The organism is Dyadobacter sp., from assembly GCF_051859145.1.
Taxonomy (GTDB): Bacteria; Bacteroidota; Bacteroidia; order Cytophagales; family Spirosomataceae; genus Dyadobacter.
On record NZ_JBHYGF010000598.1, the window covers coordinates 1,793 to 18,616 of the forward strand.

The window sequence follows — 16,824 nt, forward strand, 5'->3', positions numbered from 1 at the left end:
CCTGGTAGCAAATCGTGGCAGAAACAGGTCTGAACTGGTACGTTTTGGTAACTCGCTGCATTTGGTCTACTCAACCCCTCCGAACATTGTTCCTAAATATCCGCTCAAAGACAATGGGTACCAGGCTTATGGGAATTTCGGTGAAATGATGAACCCGATCGCGGAACTGGAAAGAGGCGGCTATGCACAGAATAAGTCTGATCAGATCAACATCAATTTTCAACCCACCTGGCAGATTACGCCCGAGTTAAAAATCCGGGGCCAATACCTCTACCGCATCAATTCAAATGGTTATCTCGACAACCGTAACTCGTACAACTTTTTAGATTACTACACGGGAAACCTGGTATTTACTTACGGTAACTCGAAAGGTTCCAGCGTCGGAAGAAGCACTTATAATTACCTGGCCTCCAATCTTGAATTCTCACAGACCTACGGAAAACACTTCGTTTACGCGATAGCCGGTTTGTCCAGGGAAGCGGATAACCCGTCCAACTTTGATCAGATGACACTCGCTTCCTATTTTGTCAAATTCAACTATGTATTTGACAACAGGTTCCTGCTTGAAAGTACCGTTCGCGCCGACGGATCTTCCAAATTTGGCCCGAACAGAAAATGGGGTACCTTCCCTTCGGTTGCCTTGGGATGGAATGTTCATAATGAAAACTTCCTCAAAGACGTCGATTTCCTGACCAGCTTCAAGCTCCGCGCATCTTATGGATTAATGGGTAACAATGGAAATGTGGAAAGGTACCGTTATCAAAGCCTTATCGACGGAGGAAATGGAGTGGAAACGACGATTGGTAACCCGGAAATAACCTGGGAAACCGTTAAAATGCTTGATATAGGTACAGATATCCGCCTATTTGACAACCTCGGCATTACCATTGACTGGTTCAGTAAAACAACGGACGACATTCTTCTTTCCCCGCCATTGTCACTATCGTCGGGCGTTAATTCATTGCCAGTCAATTCAGGTTCGGTTTCGAACAAAGGTTGGGAATTCATGTTCAACTATTCCAAAGCCCTGGGCAAAGATTTTGAGATCAGCGGAAGCGCCGGTTTTTCTTATTACAATAATAAAATCCTGTCTCTGCGCGGTGGTCCGTATGTCAGTTCTAGCGGGCTGGAAATTAATGCAGTCGGCAAGCCGATCAACAGCTACTATCTGCACAAAACCGACGGACTTCTTACCCAGGCTGACATTGAATCCGGCATACCACTTCTGCCAGGTCAACAGATTGGCGATATCAAATACCTGGATGTTAATGCAGATGGAAACATAGATAAGGAAGATAAGCAGATCATGGGAAACCCGAATCCACAGGGAAGCTACTTTGCCAATTTAAACTTTGTGTATAAGCGTTTCAGCCTCGAAACCCAGTTGAATGGTTTTACAAAAAGTCTTGCCTACTATACCGGCAGGTACCAGACTGTCCTGAATGTAACTTCAAATTTCGACGGAGGGACACCGATGCAGTATCAAACAGATTACTGGACACCCGAAAACCCCGATGCGATGTTCCCGAGACTGTCGCCTGCGCCGGGCAACAATGCACTTCCTTCCGATTACTGGCTCACCAATGCGGGTTTTTTACGGATCAAATACATTCAGCTGGGCTACAACTTTGATCCCGAATTAATCAAGAAAATCAAGCTTACCAACCTGCGGGTTTTTGTCAATGCCCAAAACGCGATTACACTGAGCAAGATGAAATATTTTGACCCTGAAACGCGGGGAAGCGAAGCCAACTACCCATTAATGAAAGTGTTTACAGTTGGTTTGAATGTAAAATTCTAGACTCACGATCTTATGAAAAAATTACTAACTCTTACATTGTCCGCATTGTTACTCTCATCCTGTGCTGAGGAATTTTTGACAAGAGACCATCCTACTGCAACAACAGATGAAAACTTCTGGAACACCGAGGGCGAGATAAATACTGCGCTTAATATTCTGTACGACCAGGTACCCACCGGCGGGTTCAGGTACCAGAACAACACCCGCATTACTTTTGAGGGTATGACAGACAATGCGGTTTGGTACGCTAACTTTTTCGGTGAGGTCAATATTGTAGCACTGGGTAATGCCAACTCGCAAATGCGCGCAACTGAATGGGCTGCTATTCAGCCGGTTTGGCAGGAGAATTATACCGCTATCCGAAGAGCTAACCGTTTTCTTGAACATGCAGGAAAAGCGCTGATTGAGCCAAATCTTAAAAAGCGGTATTTCGCAGAAGCCCGCGCCTTACGCGCCTGGTTCCACCTTGATCTGATGCTGTACTACGGTGATATCCCCATTGTGACTGACGTTGTATTGCCAACTGAAACCGATCTGAAGAAAAATACGCGCCAGGAAGTTGTTGATTTTGTAGTAGCTGAATTGAATGCAGCGGCAGCGGACCTACCGACGGTTTACGCGGTCAACGATATCCGTCGGGTGAGCAAAGGGGCTTGTTATACCATGCAGACAGTGGCATTCCTCAACAATCACCAGTACGCCGAAGCAGCCAGCGCCGCAAAGCAGGTGATTGACCTAAACCTGTACAAGCTGCATCCCAGCTACGCATCACTTTTTAATTATGAAGGTCAGGTAAACGAAGAGCGGATTTTTATCCGGCAATCGGGAAATGATGATACCTTTTACAGGAGCGCACCGGGCTATTTAGGCGGGAATGCGTGCCTGAATCCCACAGGTTCGCTGGTCAACACTTACGAAACCAAGCAGGGAAAAACACTTGCCGAACTCTCTCCCGACAGTGCGGCGATTTATAAGCTTAATCCTAATTTCCACTCAAACCGTGATCCGAGACTGGAACTGACCATCGCCTATCCGGGCTCCACCTTTTACGGTGACTTAAATCCGTGGGACGATTCACCCAACAACCCGAACCGTTTGGCAGCTAATTATTCTTCAAAAACCGGTTATTGGTTACGGAAGTATGTTGATATGGCTGATAAAGGCCGTGGACGCGGCTCGCTGGACTATATGGTTTATCGCTACGGAGACTTGCTTTTGATGTACGTAGAGGCCCTTGTGGAAAGCGGCCAATGGAACCACCCGGACGTAGTCAAGTATCTGAATGCGATTCGGAACAGGGCAAAGATGCCGAATGTGGATATAAAAGTGTATAACAATGAGGCTAAAATGCGTGAGTTATACCAGCGCGAGCGACGCGTTGAAATGGCGTTTGAAGGAAGCCGGCTATTTGATATCCGCAGATGGAAGATTGGAGAAAAGGTAATGAATGGTGTTGTGGAAGGCGCCATCGACCCGAGAACCAAAAAGCCGGTTAATGTAGAAACCCGCACCTTTAAAGCCAAAGATTACCTCTGGCCCATTCCCGCAAGAGAAATGGAAGGCAACCCAAGTATGGAACAAAATCCGGGGTACTAGTTTTACGTGACCCTACTTGATCAGCAAGCCGGCTTTCCTTCGAAAGCCGGCTTTTTCATAGCTGTAAAATGCAAGAAAGCTCAGATTTCTCTGAGCTTTCTTGCGGTCTGGGGGTACGGCCTCCCGGCGGGACTCGAACCGGGCTGCGTAAGTCTGCGAGCCTGTGCGGCCCACGCATGCGTGACAGCCTGCGCGGCCCGGGCATGGATTCTAACCAACTGAACTACCAAACCAATACTTAAAGAACTAAACTTTCAAAAACTTCTGGCGCTCTGGGGTTGCGCTACCAGATGGACTCGAACCGGGCTAAAAAGCAAAAAGCCCAGATTTCTCTGAGCTTTTCTGCGGTCTGGACGGGACTCGAACCCGCGACCCCATGCGTGACAGGCATGTATTCTAACCAACTGAACTACCAAACCAATACTTAAAGAACTAAACTTAAAACTTTCTGGCGGTCTGGACGGGACTCGAACCCGCGACCCCATGCGTGACAGGCATGTATTCTAACCAACTGAACTACCAAACCAGGCTATTTTCCAGTGCTTTCCTGAAAAACGTGGTGCAAAACTAGTATTATTATTATTGTTTACAATAGCTGAGACTTCAATTTAGTTATTTTATTTGCAAAAGAATAATTCGATTTAAAGGAATATTCTGAGAATGAAATAGTTGTATTTGGATCAAAAATGATATATATAAAGGATGTTATCCGGGAGCTGGAAAACCTGGCTCCTCTCTCGTACCAGGAAGGATATGACAATGCCGGTCTGATCGTAGGATCAGCAGAAGTAACTGCGAGGGGCGTAATGCTTACACTTGACGTCACTGAGGAAGTAATCGACGAAGCAATAGCTAAACAATGCAACCTCATTGTGGCCCACCACCCTATTGTTTTCAAAGGATTAAAGAAATTAAATGGGTCTGATTATGTGGAGCGCACTGTTATTAAAGCAATTAAAAATGACATTGCCATTTATGCTACGCACACCAATCTGGACCACGTACCAGGCGGAGTAAACTGGCAAATCGCTGAAAGACTGGGGTTAACTGACCTGAAAGTGCTAGCACCCAAGGCGCAGCTACTTACCAAGCTTGCATTTTTCACACCCGTAGCAAACACGCAGTCAATTCTTGACGCATTGTTTGCTGCCGGGGCGGGTCAGATTGGCGATTATAAAAACTGCAGCTTCAGAGCAGAAGGGACAGGTACATTTCTGCCCGGTGAACAGGCTAATCCTGTAATTGGCACAAACGGCCAACTCGAAGAAGTAAAAGAGCACAGGGTAGAAGTCATGTTCCCGACCTACTTACAAAGCAAAATACTTCAGGTACTTCGCAATGTGCATCCTTATGAGGAAGTGGCATATTACCTCACCTCACTTGAAAATCTCAATCAGGAAGTTGGCGCGGGCGCAATCGGCTCTTTACCCGAGCCAATGCCGCTCCATGTTTTCCTCAGCTTCCTGAAAGATAGGATGCAGCTCCCGATGATCAAATTCACTCCGACTAGCTCTCATACTGTCCAGAAAGTGGCGGTTTGCGGGGGAGCCGGGAGTTTTTTATTGAAGGATGCAATCCGGGCGAAAGCAGACGTATTTGTAACCGCCGACTATAAATATCACGAATTTTTCGACGCTGAGCGCAGGATAATGATCTGTGACATCGGACACTACGAGAGCGAAGTATATACTAAAAATTTACTATATAACTATTTGTCCGGAAAATTTCCTAATTTTGCAGTCTGTTTGTCAGAGGTCAATACCAATCCAGTTCGATATTTTGTATAGAAAGTAATTTCATCAAGAATATTTTCTGATTAATTATTGAGAATCTTCGGCATACTGCCTTCACTTATTACGCATTGAAACAAGTCCATAAAAGACATACATGGAAAACACAATCGCACAGAAATTAGATGCTCTCCTGAAACTGCAGGAAATTGATTCAAGCCTTGACGAAATACGAAAAACACGCGGCGACCTTCCCGAAGAAGTAAGAGATCTGGAAGACGAGATTATCGGTTTTGAGACCCGCTTAGCAAAATTTAAAAGTGAAATCGCTAATCTTAACAACGAGATTGACAATTTCAAGAATGCACAAAAAGAAGGTGAAAAGCTGATCAAGAAATATAAAGATCAGCAGATGAACGTCCGCAATAACCGCGAGTACGATGCTATCACTAAAGAAGTAGAACTTCAGGAACTGGATATGCAGCTGGCTGATAAGAAAATCAATGAAGCCCGTGCCCGTATCCGCCTGATTGAAGAGGATGCAAATCGTGCTGAATCTGTTTTGAATGAAAGAAACGAAGATCTGAAAGCGAAAAAAGGTGAACTTTCAGTAATCACAAGCGAAAGTGAAGCAGAAGAAAAAGGACTGATCTCGGAAAGAGAAAAGCACGTGAAAAAGATTGAAGATCGCCTGCTTAAATCTTATCAGAAAATCCGTGACAATTCGATGAACGGACTTGCGGTAGTTCACGTATCACGTGGCGCCTGCGGAGGCTGTTTCAGCATTGTCCCACCACAACGCCAGGCTGATATCCGTGAACGTAAAAAACTGATTGTCTGCGAACACTGCGGCCGCATATTGGCTGATGTGGAAAGCGTTGAGCCAGTTCACCAGCGCCGGTAATAATCATTAAAGTGAATGAAAAGGTTGTCTCTTCAGACAACCTTTTTTTATGTCTTCTATGTGCAATTCAATCAAAATGCTGGTCACCAAGAAGCAATGCTTATTTAGCATGCTATTGTTATTTGTCCTGATCCTCCCAGGTTATGTACAGGCAGAGATTACGATGACCGATGTTGATTTCACACCCAGATTGCAAAAAGCCTATTTTGAGATTCAGAAGCTTCGGCTGCCGAACGCACGAAAACTGATAGATGCAGAGCGTGCAGAGCAGGCAAGTAACGTATTTATCCCTTATCTCGATAACTACGCCGATCTGCATTACCTGCTGATCTCGGAGGATCGGGTTGCATACAAAAAGCTGCTCGCATTAGAGAGTGGGCGACTGGATATGGTTTCACAGCTTTCAGACCAATCGCCATACAAACGCTTCCTGCTTGCAGAGATACGGCTGCATTGGGCATTTGCCAAATTGAAATTTGGTGATCAGGCGAGCGGCGCGTGGGAGATCATCAAAGCATATAAACTGCTTGAAGAGAACCGCAGGAAATTTCCCGACTTCATCCCGACTTTAAAGTCGCTGGGCCTGTTGCACGTACTGATCGGATCAATCCCTGATAATTATGCCTGGGTAACGCGGGTACTCGGCTTAAAGGGTAACATCCAGGCTGGGATCCGTGAAATGAGGATAGTACAGCAGGAAGAGCCTTTTTTTCGCCAGGAGGCAGAGCTGGTGGATTTGCTGTTACATGCCTACACGCTGAAACTTTCGTCCGAGCAACAAAAGCGCATTCGAAAATGGCCCATTGAACAGCCTGACAATCTCCTGCTCCATTTTTTTGCTACAACCGTTTTAATGAAAGAAAACCGTAGCGAAGAAGCGGTCGTTTTTCTGAATGAAGCGCCTGGTGGCGAAGCTTATGTCAGCTTCCCATTTCTAAAATACCTCAAAGGTGAAATCGAGCTGCAAAGAGGCAATTATGACGCGGCGGCCGAACACTACCTTTCGTTCCAAAAACAATACCGCGGTTTCAATTATATCAAGGACGCTTATTTTAAACTCTTCATGTGTCGCTGGCTTGCAGGGAAAGATGCCGAAGCAAATGTGTTTATCAAAAAAATAAGCGCATCGGGAGAGATGATCGTAGAAGCTGATCAGCTAGCGGAACGAACTGCCAAAGAATTTTTGGCAGGCAAAATCAGTGCGCAACAAAAAACGCTTTATCAGGCGCGCTACGCAACTGACGGAGGTTTCCTGTCCAAAGCCTGGGCGATCATCCAAAATCTTTCGGAAAACAACTTTACAGCTATCGCCGAAAAGACAGAGTTTAATTACAGGAAAGCACGCATACTGCACAAAATGGGGCAAAATGCAGGCGCAGTGCCTTATTACGAGCGCTGCCTGCTGCTAAGTCAATCTGTAAGCCCTGGCTTGGGTGCATCTGCTGCTTTACAGCTGGGCTATATTTACATAGAGAAAAAAGAAAAACAGCAAGCGGCAAACTACTTTAAGAAGGCAATGTCTTTCAAAAAACACGAGTACAAGAACAGCATAGATAATAAAGCCAGAGCCGCTTTGACAGAATTGGGACAATAAATGTGACCAAATGAAAGACCGAACGTCTAAAAGACAAGTAGGTTCCGAATTTGATCCCAATGTCCAGAAAACCAAAGTCAGACAATCCAAGATGCATTCACAGCTGGTCCGAAGAAGATAAACCACGTGAAAAATTAATGCTAAAAGGCCGCGCAGCCTTAACCGACGCCGAGTTAATCGCCATTCTCATTTGTTCCGGCACACCGGAAACTTCGGCTGTCGACCTCGCAAAAATCATAATGGCGAGTGTCGGCAACAGCATTCACGAACTTGCCAAGCTGGACTACAAGACTTTCATGAAGTACCGGGGAATGGGGAAAGCAAAGGCTATCTCCATTGTGGCAGCGCTCGAACTTGGCCGCCGAAGAAGTGATATCATGCCCACACGAAAACGAAAGATTATGGGTTCAGATTCGGTTTACGAGGAAATGCGGCAGTACTTGCTTGACAAACCAAACGAAGAATTCTGGATCTTGCTTCTTAATCGTGGAAACGAGGTGACGCGCGCTTTGCCAGTGAGTGTAGGCGGAGTTTCGGGAGTAGCTGTGGATGTCAAGCTGATTTTTAAGCTCGCAATCGACTACCTGGCCAGCGCGGTGATCCTCGTCCACAACCATCCTTCCGGTCAGCTGATACCAAGTCTTCAGGACAAAATGCTTACCAATCAGATCAAGGAAGCCGGACTATTGCTGGACATTCCCATTCTAGATCACATGATATTTACCGACAACGGTTTTTACAGCTTCCTGGATTCGGGCGAAATGTAAGGAAATTACATTACCTCTTTCTTCCTGATTATGTCGCCGAGTTCTTCGTAACTGATCGTAAACTGGATTGCACCACGCGCATAAGCAGCGATCTCATAAGGATTATAGTAAAATAAAACCCCTTTCGGCGTAAAAACGTAGTTAACTGGTAGTACAAACTGGTGGTTCAGGAGAAAATACCCGGCTTCTTCCAGGTCAATATCGGAAGTAAGTTTCTCTGTTTTCCGGAAATGCCGCTCCACCAGCTGTAACAATGCAGTGGAGTCGGCAACAAACTTTTTCATTTCGACTTCTGCGCCATTTGTAGCATCAAATGCGTGGAATGAGCGGAAGGTATTTGGATGCGCACCGCCGGTAAATGAATAATGGTCAAGTTGGTAAAAAAGAACTTTGGGAGTTACCATTACGGTGTCACCTTTCAGGCCCACTTCCCAGCAGCCAGGTGCATCGGGAAAATCCTTTTTGAAATCATTGTAGTTGCGCTGAAACACATTGAATGCCCCTTCCAGCGTTGTTCCGGCTGCGCGGTTAGCGGCGATACTGGCCGAGTCACCATGCTGGTTGACCCTGTCGATCAGTTTGGCTGCGATAAGGTTCCGGATCTCAGAAGCAACCTCAGTTGAGTCTGCCGGCTCCCAGACCTCGACTTTTACGCTCACGCCCTTTCCATTCGCAGCAGTATCGCATTTTCCGAAAGTCGCCATTCTTATCTGGCCTTGCGAAAGTCCGTTGCGATCATCCACATTTTCATTTTTGGCAGAAGGGTTACAGCCGTAAAGCAAAGCCGCTGCAAAGAGAAGTACCAGAGCCTGTTTTTTCATGCGCAGTCTAAGTCGGTAGTTAAGATTTTATAAATTCATTAATTCTTTAAAACGAATTGCCTGCCGGCGCGAAATTTCGATTTTATCACCGCCCTGCAGGGTTACCAGCAAGCCGCCGCTGAACCAGGGTTCAATTTTCTCGATCCAGCCCAGGTTGATAATATGTTTGCGGTTAGCCCTGAAATAAGTATTCGGATCCAGCCTCTCTTCGAGGTTGTTGAGCGATTTAAGCACCAGCGGTTTCTGGTCATCAAAATGCAACCGTACGTAGTTGCCCATTGACTCAAACAGACGAATTTTGCCCAGCTTGACAAACCAGCATTTTTCTCCGTCTTTCACAAATACCTGGTCGTTTCCACCCAGTACTTTCTCGGCACGCTCATGGCTTGGAGCAGGTGCTTCCGGCATTGCCTGGTTTTCCTCGATCCTGTGAATGGTATCTTTTAAACGCTCGTTATCGATTGGTTTAAGCAGGTAATCAAGCGCATTGTACTCAAAAGCTTTGATCGCGTATTCATCGTAAGCGGTTGTAAAAATCACTTCCGGCGTTTTACCTTCAATGGAGGAGAGTAACTCAAATCCGTTCCGGCCGGGCATCTGAATATCCAGAAACAGCAATTCAGGCTGCAATTCATCAATCAGTACCAGGGCTTCATCCGCATTCGCAGCTTCGCCTACGATCTCGATCTTGGTGTAGGGTTCAAGCAAACGTTTCAGTTCATTTCTCGCAAGGCGTTCGTCGTCAACAATCAAGGTTCTCATGGCAGATAAGTTGGGGAATTAGTTAGTATTATATAGAATTTAGAACATTGCCTCTTAGTTGCCCGCGCCCGACTCCTGCCCCACCATCATCACGTTCTCCGATAGCATTGGAATTTTAACTTCCGAACAAACTACATTGTCTTCGCATTGATAAATCCTGAAAGTAGCAGCCTTTCCGTAAAGGATAGAGAGCCGCTCAGCTGTGTTTTTTAGACCAACCCCACCAGATTCAGTAGTTCCCAGGTTACCCGAATTATATATATTGATCGCCAGCACATCGTTAGCAATCTCTGCTTTAACATCGATAAAACCACCTCCAACCTCCTTTGATACGCCGTGCTTGATGCCGTTTTCTACCAGCGTCTGCAGCATCATAGGAGGTACCTGCCAGTAAACAGCCTGCGCATTGGCTTTGATCGTGTAGCGCAGCCTGTCTTCGTAGCGTACTTTTTCGAGTTCAAGATAATCTTCTACTGTGCGCAGCTCTTCCTGAAGGTCGACCGTTTTTCTCCTGTCCGCCAACAGTGAATTCCTGAGAATATTAGAAAGCTGAGTAATACTGAGCTGTGCTTTGGAAGGATCTTCATACACCAGCGCGCGTATGCTGTTCAGTGCATTGAATGTAAAATGCGGATTCAGCTGCGATCGCAACACTTTCGCCTCGGCCTCCCGGGCCGACATTTTCAGCATGATCTTTTCATAGCTTGCTAGGCGGTTTTGCTCTACATAATGATAAACCGTGTAGGATAATATCCACGCTAGCAGGTTCTTACACCAGTTTGCATAATAACTCCAGAAAACAAGTGGCTGATTGAGCAGGTTATGTTCCAGCATTTCCCGGTCCATGGGTTGGTTGATCATCGCCATAATCAGCCCGAGCCACAGTACCGAACCAACCACACGCAAAGCGAGACGCGGCAATGGAAGGGACGACCAGTTCCATTTACGGATCACGAGCCGGTAAACGTGGGTAAGCACGATCCCCAGCAGAATATTGGCCAGGGCAGTATAAAATTCGCCGATTTCAAAACCATATTCGAGTACGTAGGGTACATATTCGAACATGATCAGTAGTGTCCATCCGAGGACCTGAAGAGTCCAGTAAGTTCGTTTTTTGGACATGTAATAGTAGCGCGTTGATTGCCCCGAAAATAACAAATGTATTTACACGGAATGTGGGTTGCCGTATAAATACATCAAAGGAAACGAACCTACACAAACGGCTTTTAAATGGTTTGTGGAATTTCGAGGGAAAGAAGGTGCGTGATATCGTTGCGAACTTCCAATTCAAACTTCTGGGTATCGTAGGAATAATTGACTTTGTAGAGACACAAATTGCTATGTTCATAGTCGTCCATTCTCACCAGCGGCTGCTCAAAAAGTGTTGTAAGCAGCACGCGCATTGCGCGACCGTGCATTGCAATCAGGATATTGCGCTCGTGCGGCCGCGAGAGAATGGTTTCAATCACCGGAATCTGGCGTTCTCTTACCTGCACGGGGCTTTCACCTTCCTCAGCGGCAAGGTTGATTTCTCCATTCCGCCAGGCAGTTACCAGCTCTCTGTAATAATTGTTATCACCCGTGTTCGGCTCCCGCCCCTCGCGTACTCCCCAGGAGATTTCATTGAGGCCCGGGTAACTTTCGTGGGGTATGCCCAACTTGATGAACCCGCGGACAGTCTGGTGTGTTCGCTTTAAATCAGAGGTATATATTTTGTCAAAAGGAATATGTTGATATGCATTGAAGAAAGCCGCTGCCTGAGCTTCTCCCCATTCGTTAAGCAGGGAGTCAACCCCGCTGCCTTGTACCACTCCACGGCGGTTAAGATCTGTTTCACCGTGACGAATGAGGTATATAGATTTTCTTTTCAAAGTAATAGGACTATTTGAATATTATTTTTACAAATACCTTGTTTACGCGCTTTAAAGCACTAACAAATTTATATATTTTTTAGATATGTTTGTTAAAACCGTTACAATAGAACAACTTAAATCGTTCAGCATTAACACGATTGCCGACCATCTTGGAATTGAATTCATCGAGATCGGCGCAGACTTTATAACAGCCCGAATGCCTGTCGACAGCCGCACGCACCAGCCATTTGGCATCCTCCACGGAGGGGCTTCCGTAGTACTTGCTGAAACATTGGGCAGTATCGCTTCGTTTTTGGTAATACCGGATTCAGACGACCGGCACGCAGTCGGATTGGAGATCAATGCAAACCATTTACGGCCTGTAAAGGAAGGTTTCGTTACGGGCAAGGTAACCTCGATCCATTTAGGCAGGACAACGCATATCTGGGATATCAGGATTACCAACGATCAGAACAAACTCGTGTGTATCAGCAGGTTGACGGTCGCTATTGTGAATGCAAACCGCTGACTTTATTTTGCATCAAATCAAACAAGTTCGACTTACACATATTTCATAATAAATGCTTTCAGTAGAAAACCGCACCGCACTTTCAATCTTTGAAGGTTTACAAATTCAGCAGATATGGGCGGCTGCTACACAAATGGGATTCCCCGCCGCACTCTGGCGGCTTCCTCACGCCAGTGAAATTAAATTGCTTATTGCTGTCCACAATGGAATAAAGAAGGTACAGCCAGAATTTGACAAGCTTTCCGCAGGATTTATGATCGCAGCCTTTGACTGGAAAGCCGGGCAGGATGTACAGTTCATGGAAGGCGATATAGTTGTTACTTTTTCGGATGCATACCAGGTCAATGCAGTTGAAAACAAGTTGGGGGAAGAGCATGTAGAGGTTCAGAAGCTGGTTGAGCTCGCGTCTGCTGCAACTCAAAATGAAACGAAGTATGTTGCTGCCAGCCCCCCTCCCGTACTCGAACCCTCGCAAAATGAGGACGCCAAAATGCGTTTCCAGCGCACTGTGGAGCTTGCAGTAGCGGCGATCCGGCAGAATCAGTTTAAGAAAGTGGTTTTGTCAAGAACAAAAGATCTTGGCTACTCCAAGCATTTTCAGCCCGCGAGCGCATTCTGCGAACTTGCCAAAGTATACCCGCACGCATTTGTCTCACTTGTAAACCTGCCGGAGCAAAAAGAGCTGTGGCTCGGCGCGAGTCCCGAGTTGCTGGTACAGCAGCATTCAAACGGTTTTTTCAAGACCATGTCGCTTGCAGGAACGCAAAAAGCGAGAACACAGGCGGGCGAGCTGATCCCGAAATATGATATCCGCTGGGGCGAAAAGGAAATTGAGGAACACGCGCTCGTGAGCAGGTACATTGTCGAGTGTTTCAAGAAAATCAGACTTAGAGAATATCTTGAAACGGGACCGAAAACTGTTCTGGCCGGGAACCTCTATCATCTTCGTACGGATTTTGAAGTAGATACTGCGGCCGTAAATTTCCCTGAGCTTGGCCCGGTTATGTTAAAGCTGCTTCACCCTACTTCGGCAGTGTGCGGTGTTCCCAAAAAACCAAGTCTGGAATTCCTTTTGAGTATTGAAGGGTATGACAGGTCCTTTTACAGTGGATTCCTGGGACCAACGCAGGTAGGAGAAAATACAAGCCTTTTTGTAAATCTCAGGACCGTGCGGTTTAAAAATGGGAAAGCAACATTCTTCGCAGGCGCAGGTATTACCGAGGACTCCATTCCGGAACATGAATGGGAAGAAACAGAGCTGAAATGCGATACATTGCTGCGGGTAATCGCAAAAACTTTATAGAATTAATTTTTCCAAATTAAACTTTTATAATACGTAAAAGTCTAATCGGTTTCAGATATAATATATAATTTTGAAACTGTTGCCAAAAGCATATTTCAGATCCGAAACACCCCTAAACCTTAATTGCGGATTCTACCAACTTATGAAGTATAACAAAAAGTCTGTTTTCTCAGGCGGCTTTCGAATAACTCCCCTCTCTATTTTAACAATATCGGGTACGATTCTCATGGCCCTTTCCTGTGGCGAAAAGAAAGACACTTTTCAGCAGAAAGGAGGCGGAGGACCTACTACGGTCGACGTGATCATCGCGAAATCGGAAAAGGTAAGTGACCAGGTGGAAGTAAATGGCACCATTGTCGCAAACGAATTTGCAGAACTCCGCCCCGAAGTAAGCGGGCTGCTCACCTACCTGGATGTTCCCGAAGGAAAAACGGTACAGAAAGGAACGGTGATCGCCAGGATAAACAATGCAGACCTGATGGCGCAGCTGGACAAGATCAAGATCCAGCTCAACCTTGCCGAGACGACTGAAAAAAGATTGAAGCAACTGGTAGCAATTAACGGGATCAACCAGGCAGATTACGATCTGGCATTGAACCAGGTCAACAGCTTCAAGGCAGATATGGTGTACACCCAGGCGCTTATTGACAAAACAATCGTCAGAGCACCATTTACAGGGGTTATCGGTTTGAGGAAGGTCAGCGCCGGCTCCTATGTGTCTCCTACCAGCGTGATCGCAACAATGCAGCAGCTTTCCAATCTTCGCATTGATTTTACAGTTCCGGAAACTTACCAGAAATACGTTAGCAAAGGTCAGAATGTAGAAGTACTGCTCGACCAGGCTTCCAGGAAAAAGGAAACGGCAAGGATAATTGCCACGGAGCCGCAGGTTAACCAGTCGACACGGAATATCACGGTACGCGCGGTCTTAAACTCAGGATCAACAAGTCCGGGCTCATTCGCAAAGGTTTACCTGAAAACAAATTCAAACAAAAGCAGCATACTGATCCCTACGAACAGTATCATACCTGAGGCGCAGGGGAAAAAGGCAGTTACCGTGAAAGGTGGTAAAGCCGTATTTGTTACGGTTGAAACCGGCGACCGCCTGGCGGATGTAGTGGAAGTCACCAGCGGATTGAATGTTGGCGACTCGGTGGTAGTTTCGGGTGTATTGTTCGCCCGTCCCGATGCTCCTGTGAAAGTGAGAAGTGTTAGAAACCTGAAAGTTGCGACGATGTAACGTTTTACATTGACTATCCCCTTGAAACCCACCGTATGAATATTTCGGAACTATCATTAAAGCGGCCGGTACTAGCGTTCGTGATGAACCTGCTCATCATCCTTTTTGGTGTGGTAGGTTACAACTTCCTCTCGCTCCGCGACTATCCCGCCATCGATCCTCCGATCGTAAACGTGCGGACCAGCTACACCGGCGCGAATGCGGACATTATCGAAAGCCAGATTACCGAGCCGCTCGAAAAAAGCATTAATGGTATTCCCGGTATCAAAAGTATCAGCTCTTCCAGCCAGATCGGGTCCAGTAATATCACGGTGGAATTCAACCTCGAATCCGACCTGGAAGGCGCAGCCAATGACGTGCGCGACAAGGTAAGTCAGGCGCAACGCAACTTGCCCCAGGATATCGACGCACCGCCGGTAGTAAGCAAAGCAGATGCAAACAGCGACTTTATCCTCCTGCTGGCTGTGCAAAGTCCATCTAAAGGATTATTGGAACTGAGTGAATATGCGGAAAACGTATTGCAGCAAAGTTTGCAGACGATTGACGGAGTAAGTGCGATCAATATTTTTGGTCAGAAAAGGTACGCAATGCGCATTTGGCTCAACCCCGATAAAATGAGCGCGTACGGCATTTCCTTCAATGATATCTCCGCTACCCTCTCTGCTGAGAACGTGGAGCTTCCCGCTGGTAAAATTTACGGAAACAATACGGAATTGACCATTCGTACAATGGGCCGGCTCACCAGCGAAAAAGATTTTAATGATCTGGTCATAAAAAATGACAGTGCGGGACTCGTTCGTTTGGGTAATGTGGCAAAAGTGGAGCTCGGCCCGGAAAACGAAGAGCAAAGCTGGAAATACAATGGTGTTTACGCAGTAGGTCTGGCTGTTATCCCGCAGCCAGGTGCCAACTATGTGAAGATATCTGACGAGTTTAACAAAAGACTGGAAGAAATACAGAAGTCCAACAAATCGGACATCACATTCAGTGTGTTAATAGATAATACGCGGCTTGTTCGCCAGTCTATTGAAGAAGTAGAAGAAACGCTCTTCATTGCATTTGCGCTGGTTGTAATCGTAATCCTGTTCTTCTTTCGGAATTTCCTGGTGGCTGTGCGCCCGCTGATCGACATTCCGATCTCGCTCGTAGCGACGTTTTTCGTGATGTACCTGTTCGGCTTCTCGATCAATATCCTGACATTGCTCGGGATTGTACTGGCGACTGGTCTGGTGGTTGACGATGGTATTGTAGTAACTGAAAACATTTTCCGGAAGCTTGAAAGCGGACTTCCGATCCGACAGGCTGCATTGGAAGGAAGCCGGGAAATTTTCTTTGCGGTAATCTCTACTTCGCTGACACTCGCGGTAGTGTTCCTGCCGGTAATCTTTCTCGAAGGTTTTGTAGGTAGCCTTTTCCGGGAATTTGGTATTGTGGTAGCTTCCGCGGTATTGATTTCTGCATTCGTTTCCCTCACAATCACACCGGTGCTGAATGTATTTTTGAACAGAAAGAACTCAGGTCACGGTTGGTTCTATAACAAAACTGAGCCGTTTTTTGAGGGAATGGAAAATGGCTACAATCGGAGTCTGAAAGGTTTTATGCGCGCGCGCTGGCTATCCTGGGCTTTGGTGGCAATCTGCGGCGTTTTGATATGGTTTACCTACTCCAATCTGCAAAGTGAGCTTGCGCCGATGGAAGACAGGAACAGTATCCGTTTTAATCTCTCCGCGCCAGAAGGTACCAGTTTCGACCAGATGCAGCAGATTTCTGACGATCTGGGAAATTTCCTGAATGATTCAATCCCCGAAAAAGCATTTACATTCTCAGCTACGCCAGGCTTTGGCGGCGGCGGTGTTAACAGTGCCACTGGCCGTATTGGTCTGGTACCGGCAGGCGAGCGCAAAAAGAGCCAGAATGATATTGC

General features: G+C 46.4%; 14 protein-coding genes and 2 tRNA genes. 10 read left to right on the plus strand and 6 right to left on the minus strand.

Translation table 11 applies throughout. The annotated features are described in order from the left end of the window. Together ACTIE6_RS26375 and ACTIE6_RS26380 are read left to right on the plus strand one after the other, a co-directional pair. Positions 1-1,801: SusC/RagA family TonB-linked outer membrane protein (locus ACTIE6_RS26375; protein WP_439559475.1), on the plus strand; the 1,801-nt coding region annotated here is incomplete at its 5' end. Positions 1,802-1,813: 12 nt separating this feature from the next. Further along, entirely contained in the window at positions 1,814-3,397 is a 1,584-nt protein-coding gene (locus ACTIE6_RS26380) for a RagB/SusD family nutrient uptake outer membrane protein (protein WP_439559476.1), read from the plus strand. Between the two features lie 345 nt (positions 3,398-3,742). Here the strand turns inward: ACTIE6_RS26380 and ACTIE6_RS26385 are convergent. After that, positions 3,743-3,816, minus strand: a tRNA-Asp gene (locus tag ACTIE6_RS26385). A gap of 30 nt (positions 3,817-3,846) precedes the next feature. Next, positions 3,847-3,923 (minus strand) — tRNA-Asp (locus ACTIE6_RS26390). Between the two features lie 160 nt (positions 3,924-4,083). Here ACTIE6_RS26390 and ACTIE6_RS26395 point away from each other — a divergent pair. The 4 genes from ACTIE6_RS26395 (at position 4,084) to radC (ending at position 8,392) form a co-directional block, all read left to right on the plus strand. After that, on the plus strand, positions 4,084-5,184 hold the full coding sequence (locus ACTIE6_RS26395; RefSeq protein WP_439559477.1) for a Nif3-like dinuclear metal center hexameric protein: 1,101 nt from the start codon (positions 4,084-4,086) through the stop codon (positions 5,182-5,184). A 100-nt stretch (positions 5,185-5,284) separates the two neighbouring features. Further along, positions 5,285-6,031: a zinc ribbon domain-containing protein gene (locus ACTIE6_RS26400; RefSeq protein ID WP_056281650.1), complete on the plus strand. Its 747-nt coding sequence runs from the start codon at positions 5,285-5,287 to the stop codon at positions 6,029-6,031. Positions 6,032-6,140: 109 nt separating this feature from the next. Next, the gene (locus ACTIE6_RS26405; protein WP_439559478.1) at positions 6,141-7,625 is read left to right on the plus strand and encodes a hypothetical protein; all 1,485 of its coding nucleotides are present in this window, start codon (positions 6,141-6,143) and stop codon (positions 7,623-7,625) included. A gap of 59 nt (positions 7,626-7,684) precedes the next feature. Then, positions 7,685-8,392 carry a RadC family protein gene (gene radC / locus ACTIE6_RS26410; protein ID WP_439559479.1) on the plus strand — a complete coding sequence of 236 codons (708 nt, stop codon included), beginning with the start codon at positions 7,685-7,687 and terminating at the stop codon, positions 8,390-8,392. A 5-nt stretch (positions 8,393-8,397) separates the two neighbouring features. Here radC and ACTIE6_RS26415 read toward each other — a convergent pair whose 3' ends face one another. The 4 genes from ACTIE6_RS26415 to ACTIE6_RS26430 all read right to left on the minus strand — a co-directional run bounded on the left by ACTIE6_RS26415 (position 8,398) and on the right by ACTIE6_RS26430 (position 11,846). Beyond that, a complete protein-coding gene (locus tag ACTIE6_RS26415; protein ID WP_439559480.1) occupies positions 8,398-9,213 on the minus strand; it encodes a DUF3298 domain-containing protein in 816 nt (271 codons plus the stop codon). Between the two features lie 27 nt (positions 9,214-9,240). After that, positions 9,241-9,975 (minus strand): LytR/AlgR family response regulator transcription factor, encoded by a 735-nt coding sequence (locus tag ACTIE6_RS26420; RefSeq protein WP_439559481.1) that lies wholly within the window; start codon positions 9,973-9,975, stop codon positions 9,241-9,243. Positions 9,976-10,029: 54 nt separating this feature from the next. Continuing rightward, a complete protein-coding gene (locus ACTIE6_RS26425; RefSeq protein ID WP_439559482.1) occupies positions 10,030-11,097 on the minus strand; it encodes a sensor histidine kinase in 1,068 nt (355 codons plus the stop codon). A gap of 104 nt (positions 11,098-11,201) precedes the next feature. Beyond that, complete coding sequence (locus tag ACTIE6_RS26430) at positions 11,202-11,846, minus strand: histidine phosphatase family protein (RefSeq protein WP_439559483.1); 645 nt, start codon at positions 11,844-11,846, stop codon at positions 11,202-11,204. Between the two features lie 85 nt (positions 11,847-11,931). On the opposite strand from ACTIE6_RS26430, the gene ACTIE6_RS26435 reads away from it, so the two are divergent. The 4 genes from ACTIE6_RS26435 to ACTIE6_RS26450 form a co-directional block, all read left to right on the plus strand. Next, entirely contained in the window at positions 11,932-12,357 is a 426-nt protein-coding gene (locus tag ACTIE6_RS26435; RefSeq protein WP_439559484.1) for a hotdog fold thioesterase, read from the plus strand. Positions 12,358-12,409: 52 nt separating this feature from the next. Beyond that, the gene (locus ACTIE6_RS26440; protein WP_439559485.1) at positions 12,410-13,660 is read left to right on the plus strand and encodes a chorismate-binding protein; all 1,251 of its coding nucleotides are present in this window, start codon (positions 12,410-12,412) and stop codon (positions 13,658-13,660) included. A 142-nt stretch (positions 13,661-13,802) separates the two neighbouring features. Next, positions 13,803-14,900 carry an efflux RND transporter periplasmic adaptor subunit gene (locus tag ACTIE6_RS26445; RefSeq protein ID WP_439559486.1) on the plus strand — a complete coding sequence of 366 codons (1,098 nt, stop codon included), beginning with the start codon at positions 13,803-13,805 and terminating at the stop codon, positions 14,898-14,900. A gap of 35 nt (positions 14,901-14,935) precedes the next feature. After that, positions 14,936-16,824, plus strand: a 1,889-nt coding sequence (locus ACTIE6_RS26450) for an efflux RND transporter permease subunit (protein ID WP_439559487.1), incomplete at its 3' end; no start/stop codon positions are given.